At 62.0% G+C, this 8,412-nt stretch carries 3 protein-coding genes and 2 tRNA genes; 3 read left to right on the top strand and 2 right to left on the bottom strand.

Translation table 11 applies throughout. The features are described 5' to 3' along the window. The first annotated feature begins 91 nt into the window (after positions 1-91). The 3 genes from Q0J74_RS02420 (at position 92) to Q0J74_RS02430 (ending at position 7,799) form a co-directional block, all read left to right on the top strand. Positions 92-2,035: a sensor histidine kinase gene (locus Q0J74_RS02420; protein WP_297210070.1), complete on the top strand. Its 1,944-nt coding sequence runs from the start codon at positions 92-94 to the stop codon at positions 2,033-2,035. Continuing rightward, complete coding sequence (locus Q0J74_RS02425) at positions 2,032-2,700, top strand: response regulator transcription factor (protein WP_297210073.1); 669 nt, start codon at positions 2,032-2,034, stop codon at positions 2,698-2,700. Before Q0J74_RS02420 ends, Q0J74_RS02425 begins: the two co-directional genes overlap by 4 nt. Positions 2,701-2,813: 113 nt before the next feature. Next, entirely contained in the window at positions 2,814-7,799 is a 4,986-nt protein-coding gene (locus Q0J74_RS02430; RefSeq protein ID WP_297210075.1) for a GDSL-type esterase/lipase family protein, read from the top strand. A gap of 419 nt (positions 7,800-8,218) precedes the next feature. On the opposite strand, the gene Q0J74_RS02435 is transcribed toward Q0J74_RS02430, so the two are convergent. Both Q0J74_RS02435 and Q0J74_RS02440 read right to left on the bottom strand, forming a co-directional pair. Then, positions 8,219-8,292 (bottom strand) — tRNA-Cys (locus tag Q0J74_RS02435). 43 nt (positions 8,293-8,335) lie between these two features. Continuing rightward, positions 8,336-8,411: transfer RNA gene (locus Q0J74_RS02440), tRNA-Gly, on the bottom strand. Position 8,412 lies beyond the last annotated feature (1 nt).

Here is an 8,412-nt window from a genome sequence, read left to right on the forward strand (position 1 = left end):
AAGCAACTTGACAATTTTGTAAGGTTCTTTGCTTTTGAAGCGTTTGATGGTACACTAGATCCAGAGAAACGGCAGGGGAGGTGAAGGCAGGTTGCGTGCTGGCGGAGCGGCCCGGCTGAGCGGGCTGAGATGGCTGGGACCCGTGGCTGTGGTGGTGCTGGCGCTGCTGATCGTCCAGCTGTTCAGCAGCCGGCGGCAGACGGAGTTTCAGGAGCTTGTCCCTGTGGACGGGGTGCTGGACATCACGGAAGCGGATCTGGACAGCCGGGTTTTCAACATCAGCAACCAAAATTGGGAATTCTATCCCAACCGGCTCTACACCTCCCAGGATTTTGCTGCCGGCGTAGCCCGGGACGGCGGGGAGGGGGACCAGGCCCGGTACGGTACGTACCGCCTGGTGATCCGGGCCAGGCCCGGACAGTACTATACCCTGTGCAGCTACTCCATTGACTACAGCACCGCTGTATTCGTCAACGGCCGGCAGATCCTCTCCTTCGGGAAGGTGGCGGACAACGCCGAAGAGAGCGAACCCGGCATCGGCTACATGACCGTGCCGCTGTATACCGGCACGTCGGGGGAGATTGAGCTTATCTACCACTATGCCAACTTTGTCCACCGGGACGGCGGCTTCATCCAGCCCACCTATCTCTCCGCGCCCAAGAATATGGAGGCGTACAAGGCGGGCAACGACCTGGTCTCCGTGGGACTGAGCGGCGGCATGGTGATTTTGTGCCTCTACTTTCTGCTGTGCGGCGCGGTGCAGCGGCGGGTGGCCTTCTGCCTGCTGTCCGCCTGCTGCCTGCTGATCGCCCTGCGGGACCAGAACTTCCTGCTGCTCCACCTGATGCCCTCCGGCACCTCCTGGTATCTGACCTACCGGATTTTTATCGGGGTGTCCGCCCTGCTGCCCGGGCTGCTGCTGGTGCTGCTCAACAGCATCTATGCCGGCGCGGTAAAGCGGTGGGTGATGCTCCTGTACGGGGCGGCCATGGGGGGCGCCGTGGCGCTCATCGCCCTGCTGCCCACCGTCTATCTGGTGCTGGTGTGCAGCGCCGTGTGGGTGCTGGGGATCCCCGTCCTGCTCCTGCTGATCCTGGGAGCGGTGCGCGGCCAGCTGCGGAAGCGGAGCTTTGACGCGGCGGACGCGCTGACGGCCAGCGGCTCGCTGGTGCTGGTGGCCTCCATTGTGCTGGAAGGGCTTCTGGTCAGCAGCAGCTCGGCCGTCAGCCGCTACGGCGTCACGCCCAGCGGCATGCTGGTGTTTATCCTGCTGGTGGCGGTCTCCGTGGGCCTGCGCTCCCAGGGACAGGAGGCGGCCCTGGCGGAGAGCAGGAGCCGCAGTCAGCTGCTGGAGCAGATGAACGCCATGAATCTGGACTTTCTCCACCAGGTGGCCCACGAGCTGAAGACGCCCCTGACGGTTATCTCCGGCTATGCCCAGCTCACCGGCCTTCAGCTTGCCGCCAACCACATCACCGGAGAGACCCGGGAGAATCTGAAAACCATCCAGGGGGAGGCGCTGCGCCTGGCGGACATGGTGACCAAGCTGATGGAATACTCCCACGGCCAGCGCAGCGAGGTGCAGTTCGGAACGGTGGAGGTGGCGCCGCTGCTGGAGAGCGTCCAGGCCGTCTGCACCCCTATGTGCCTGAAGAACAACAACCGCATGGTGGTGCAGGGCATGGACTGCGCGGATGTGTACGGCAACCGGACCATGCTGCTGCAAATCTTCATCAACCTGGTGGTCAACGCCAACCGGCACACGAAGGACGGGACGATTACCATCAGCGCCTCGGACTGGGAGCACCGGGAGTACGTGGTGTTCCGGACGGCGGACACGGGGGACGGCATTGACCAGGAGCATCTGCCCCACTTGTTTGAAAAGGGATACAGCGGGGACGGCGGCAGCGGCCTAGGTCTGGCCATCTGCCGGGAGGCGGCGGAGGCCCACGGCGGGATGCTGGAGGTGGAGCGCACCGGCCCGGACGGGACGGTATTTGTCTTTACAGTACTGAGAAGGGAGCTGGGGCAATGAGCACGCTGCTGCTGGTGGAGGACAACCCCCACATTATGAAGATCAACGCCGAGGCGCTGGGTATGTACGGATATGAAATTTTGAAGGCCGCCACTGCGGCGGAATGCCGCCAGGCCCTGCGGTGGCATCCGGTGGACCTGGTGGTGCTGGACATCATGCTGCCCGACGGCAACGGAGTGGAGCTGTGCCGGGAGATCAAGGAGCAGTACCACATCCCCATCCTGTTTCTCAGTGCGCTGGGGGAGAGCAAGGACGTGGTGGAGGGACTGCGGGCCGGGGGCGACGACTATCTGTCCAAGCCCTATGACCTGGAGGTGCTGGCCGCCCGGATCGAGGCCCGGCTGCGTCAGGAAGGGGAGCGGAGCCGGTATGTGTGCTACGGCGGGCTGAGGCTGGACGTGCTCTCCGGCAGCGGCTGTCTGAACGGCCAGGATCTTCCCCTGACGCAGAAGGAGTTTGCGCTGCTGCTGCTGCTGGCCCGCAACGGGGGAGAAACGGTGTCCAAGGGGACGGTGCTCCGCCAGGTGTGGAACGCGGACAGCGAGGACGACAACCGGATGCTCTGGACTCTGATTTCCCGCCTACGCCGGAAGCTGGACAGCCGCAACTCCCGGCTGGAGATCTCCTCCAGGCGGGGGGACGGATATGTGCTGGAGCAGATTTAACCGGTGGAAGAGTTACTTTACAATTTTGTAAGGTTTCTCTTGAAGGAGGATTGAGATGGTAAAATGGTGACGGAACGTTCAACGGTATGATCAAGGAAAAGGAGGACGAACACGTGAAGAAGCGAATGCTAGCCCTGCTGGTGTGCCTGGGTATGCTGCTGTGTATCCCGCTGGCAGTTGCCGGCGCCCAGGGAACGGCCCAGACTTACCTGGCTCTGGGCGACAGTATCACCACCGGAGAAGGCCTGGGGGAGGACGAGCTGTCCTTTGCCCAGATGGTGGCGGAGGGCCATTCCTACATTCTGGACGACACCCTGGCCAAAAACGGGGCGACCACGCTGGACGTGCTGAATAGTTTGGCCGAGCCGGCCAACGCCGCCAAGCTGGCCCAGGCGGACGTGATCACCCTCACCGTGGGCGGAAACGACCTGATGGGTGCGCTGTACAGCTATCTGACGGCTCAGTACAACGCCCAGCCCGGGGTGGAGACGGAGCTCTCCGTGGAAGAGATGCAGGAAAAGCTGATGAATGCGGATCTTATGACGCTGGCCTTTGCCCTGGGCGTGCTGCCGGACTTCGCCCAATCGGCGGAGGCGGCGGAGGCTTTGCAGAGCTTTAGTACCCAATTCGGGCAGATCGTCGCCGGGGTGAAGGCAGCCAATCCAGACGTGGTGCTGATTGTGGCTAACCAGTATAACCCCTACAGCCATACCGGCGCGGGGCTGACAGGGCAGCAGGCCGTGTGGGCCGGCATCCTCTCCTCCTCCTTTGAGGCGGGAGTGACCGCCCTCAACGCCGCGATCCAGCTGGTGAGCACCCAGACGGGGTGTCTGGTGGCCGACGCCTACTCTGTCTTTGCGGCTGCCGGGGAGAATCCGTGCAACGCCACCTTTGCCACCTCTCCCATCAATCTGGACTTCCATCCCAACGCATACGGCCACACCCTGCTGGCGGAAGCGGTGGAGACCGTCCTGCCCATGGAGCAGCCGGAGCAGACGGAGGGCGTCAATGTGGGCGGCCTGGCCCTGATTTCCGACGGTGTCCCTGTCTATGCGGTGACCAGCAGCCTGGGCAAGGTGACCGCCGCCACGGAAGGGGACAGCTGGAACGTGAAGTATGACGGCCAGACTCTCACCCTGAAGGATGCCACCGTTCTGGGCGGCAACTACGGGGTCCGCTCCTATGGCGGCCTGACTCTGGAGTTGGTCGGCGACAACAAGGTTGGCACCCTGGGCGGCGGGGAGCTCGTCTACGGCGTCTACGTGGACGGGAACTTGACCATCCAGGGCAGCGGCAGCCTGTCAGCGGCGGCGGCCAAAGTCTCATGGGAGGATGGTTCCAGCTACGGCATGTATACTGTGGGTGACCTCACTGTTACGGGCGGCAGCATTTCCGTCCTGGGCGGTGCAGGCGATTACAGCTTCGGCATCTACACAGGCGGCAGCCTTACCGTGGAAGCGCCCGCTCAGGTGTCCGCTGTGGGCGGCGCCTCCGTATTGGACAGCATAGGTATATGTGCGAAAGACGGCACGCTTACCATCTCCGGCGGCACGGTGAACGCTGCCGGCGGCTCATGCATCGGCGAATATTGGGGTATCAGCAGCGGATTGTATACCATTCATGGGGATACCGTCATCAGCGGCGGTACGGTGGTTGCCACAGGCGAGGTGGCTGACTACTGGTCCACCGGCATCAGAAGCGGCGCCAAGCTGGTCGTGACCGGCGGCAGCATCACCGCTTCCGCTGTGGGGACCGACGATTCTTCGTCATCCAATTTTGGCATTTACAGCTACAATCAGGTGGAAATTACCGGAACCCCCACGATCTATGCCTCTTGCGACGACGAGAATCAGGTGGGCATTTACGTTTACGACGGGGATATCACGCTGAACGGGGAAAAGCAGATCCTGGATTCAGGCGTCCTGAACATCCAGGAGGGAAAGGTCATCAGCGGCATCCGGACGAACCGGATACTGGTCGTAAACGGGGTGGATGTCCTTACCGCTGAAAACTATACGGTTGCCTGCGGCGACGGCGCCGCCGTCTACGATCCGGAGAGCGGCGTGCTCACCTTGACCGATGCGGTCATCGACACGCCCTTCCGAGAGCCTGACTCCAGGTGGGCCAACTACGCGGGCATCTACTCCGACCTGGAGACGCCCGTCATCATTGCCCTTCGTGGCCAGAACAGCATCGTCACCAGCGGGCTGTACCACGGAGTCCGCACCATGGGAGATCTGATCATCCGGGGCGACGGCGCCTTGGAGATTTTTGAACAGAATGACCCTATGGTCGCCATTAATACCGGCGGCAACCTGACGCTGGAGGGCGGCGAGCTGGCGCTGGATGTTACATACTACGGCGTGTATGTGGAAGGGAGGCTGAACATCACCGGCGGTAAGCTGGACATCAACTGCGGGGGCGACTCATACACCGACAGGTGCCTGTACATATGCAATGGCATGAGCATGAGCGGCGGCGTTGTAACCCTCCAGTACGGCGTGTCTTCGGCAATTTACATGGAAAAAGGAGGACTGGAGATCAGCGGCGGTGAGCTGCGGGGGCTCAGCGAGGAAGTGGACCCCAGCGGCATCTCGATGATGCGCGACGGCTGCTCGATTACCGGCGGCATCGTGGATTTCGCAGGCTCGTTCAGCATATACAATATAGACGAATGTGAGACGGCGCTTTCCGTAACCGGAGGCGAGCTGAAGGTTACCGCCCGCCGACTCGGACTGAATATTTTCTATGGCACGCTGTCCATCGGCGGGGACGCCAACGTTACCGCTGTGACCGTTGAGGAAGGCGGCCTCTCAGGCTACGCGCCCGAAATTCAGGTAAACGGTGTTTCGGGCTATTTGGCGGACAGCGCTTTGCTGGAGGTGAAGGACGGCCAGATTGTCAGCGGGCTTCACCTCAGCACGGTGTTTGTCAACGGTACGGACCTGCTCCTTGCGGAGAATCACACCGTTGCCTGCGGCGGAGGTACCGCGGTTTATGATCCGGAGGCCGGGGTGCTTACGCTGAAGGACGCGGAAATCACGACCGGATACACCTTTAACAATACCAAATTCAAAACCGTTTCCGGCGGCATTGTCAGCGATGGGAATCTGACCCTTGTGCTGGAGGGCAGCAGCACCATCAGCGGAGGGTTGTACTACGGCGTGTACAGCAAAAACGCCCTGACCGTCCAGGGTGACGGTGCGCTCACCGTCACGGCCGACGGCTACGGCATCGCGGCCAACCGTGATTTGAATCTTGCGGGCGGCACTCTGATCGTCCGTGCCGACGGCGGATTGAGAAATGACCCGGAGGATTGGCTTTACGAGGAATATTTTGCCGCGCTGGCGTCCACCGGCGGGACTGTCAAAATTACCGGGGGCAGCATTGGGGCCGACGCCGTTGGCGGGGAGTACAGGAGCGTCTTTGCCTATTATAACGTGAGCATTACCGGCGGCACCCTCAACGCCTCCCTCACCCTTCCCGCCGACCAGGAGAGCACGAGGTGCGCTGCGCTGACGGCCTACAACGGCAACCTCAGCATTCAGGGCGGCACGGTGACCATCACGGCGCAGGGGGAATCCCTTTTTGGCATAAAGGGCGGCAATACGAACATCACGGGCGGCACGGTTACCGTGACGGCGGAAGGCGCGAACAGCGCCGGAATTTACCTCTGGAGTAATAACCTGCTTACGATCAGCGGTGCAAAGACGGTGGTCAGCGTGTCCGGAACCAGCGTGGGTATGGAAGGAAATCTGACGCTCAACGGCGGTACGGCGACCGTAACCGCCACCGACGGCGTCGCCCTGAACCTGTACACCGGCGGCCTGGAGCTGAAGACCGACGCCAAGCTCACCCTGTCCGGACCGGTCGCCATCTGCCTGATGGACGGCGAACACAACGTGGCGGTGGAGGAAGTGCTGCGGCTGCCCAAGGGAAGCCTGCCCGACGGGTACGAGCTGAGCAAGCTGACTGCGGCCAATGAGAGCGGAGAGGATGTGTACATCTATACCGTGAGCAAGACTGGGGAAGAGCCGAGCTATGACGCCGCCACCGGCAGTCTTACCGGCGCCGCCACCGAGCTGACCATCTATGTCGCCGGTGGCAGCTCCTCCGGCGGTTCCTACGGCGGCTCCGGGAACAAGACCGAGACCACCACCAATCCCGACGGCTCCACCACTACCACGGTGACCAAGCCTGACGGCACGGTGACCGAGACCACCAACTGTCCTGACGGCAGCAGCTCCTCTACCGTTACGGCCGGGGAGACCAGCGCTTCGGAGACCCAGGTTTCCCTGTCTCAGGAGCGGCTGGACAGCACCCAGAGCAACACGGTCTCCCTGCCCATGTCCGCAGTCACTGCCGCCGCCGAGTCGGAGAAGGCACCCACCGTTACGGTGAAGCTGCCCTCCAGCGAAGCCGCTCAGGTGGAGATCCCTGTGGCCGGCGTGACCGCCGGCACCGTGGCGGTTCTGGTCAAGGAAGACGGAAGCGAGACGGTAATACAGACCTCGCTACCCACCGCTCAGGGTGTGGTGCTCACCGCCCACGACGGCGATACCTTTAAGATTGTGGACAACAGCAAAACGTTTACAGACGTTGAGGCGACCCATTGGGGCGCGGACGACGTGGCCTTTGTCAGCAGCCGGGAGCTGTTTTCCGGCACCAGTGAGAGCACCTTCTCTCCCGAGCTGACCATGAGCCGGGGCATGGCCCTTACGCTCCTGGCCCGGTTTGACGGCGTGGACACCTCCGGCGGAGACACCTGGTATGAGGTGGGCCGTCAGTGGGCCATGGAGGAGGGCATCTCCGACGGCACCAATATGGACGCCGATCTCACCCGGGAACAGCTGGCCACCATGCTCTGCCGCTACGCCCAGTATAAGGGCTATGATGTGGAAGCCGGGGAGAGCGCCGATCTCCAGAACTTCCCGGACGGCGGCGAGACCAGCGACTTTGCCGTATCCGCCCTCCAGTGGGCCTGCGGCGCAGGTATCATCAACGGCAAGGGCGATGGTACGCTGGCGCCCGCCGGCACCGCCACCCGGGTGGAGGCGGCGGCCATGTTCATGCGTTTCTGCCAGTGGATCGCTGGCTGAGAGCCTTCGACAGGGTCTTAACTTCATGACGGATGGGGTCCGGCTTTTTGGAAAATTGTCACCCTATCCGCCGTAAGAAGTGTCCTTCCTGCGGGAGGCGTTTCAACAGACTGCGGCGGGCGGCAAAATGCCGCCCGCCGCAGTCTCAGCTTTGGTACCACCAACCCAAAAAGAAAGACACGCTGGAAAGCGTGCCTTTCTTTTTGTCTTGTCCGTAAAGTATAGATGCCCGCCAAACTCGGGACCCCACACAGTGGGGCGGCGCCTTTGCGCCGCACAAGCGTTTTGCCGCAGGCAAAACCTTGGCGCAGGGGCAATTCATTTGCCCCGAGCATGTCAAATTTCCGGAGGGTGGAGGCGGCCTCTATGGCCGCCGGAACCCAAAAAGAAAGACACGCTGGAAAGCGTGCCTTTCTTTTTGGAGGCGACACCCAGACTCGAACTGGGGGTGGAGCTTTTGCAGAGCTCTGCCTTACCACTTGGCTATGTCGCCATATGGATAACAGAAGCAATTTCTTGCTTCTGTTATCGTTTGCTGGAGCAGGTGACGAGGCTCGAACTCGCTACCTCCACCTTGGCAAGGTGGCGCTCTACCAGATGAGCTACACCTGCA

The sequence above is a fragment of the uncultured Flavonifractor sp. genome, from assembly GCF_944387675.1.
Lineage (GTDB): Bacteria > Bacillota > Clostridia > Oscillospirales > Oscillospiraceae > Flavonifractor.

Excerpts from the sequence above, each read along its gene's own strand:
- Q0J74_RS02425 (WP_297210073.1), top strand. The coding sequence starts at position 2,032 with ATGAGCACGCTGCTGCTGGTGGAGGACAACCCCCACATTATGAAGATC.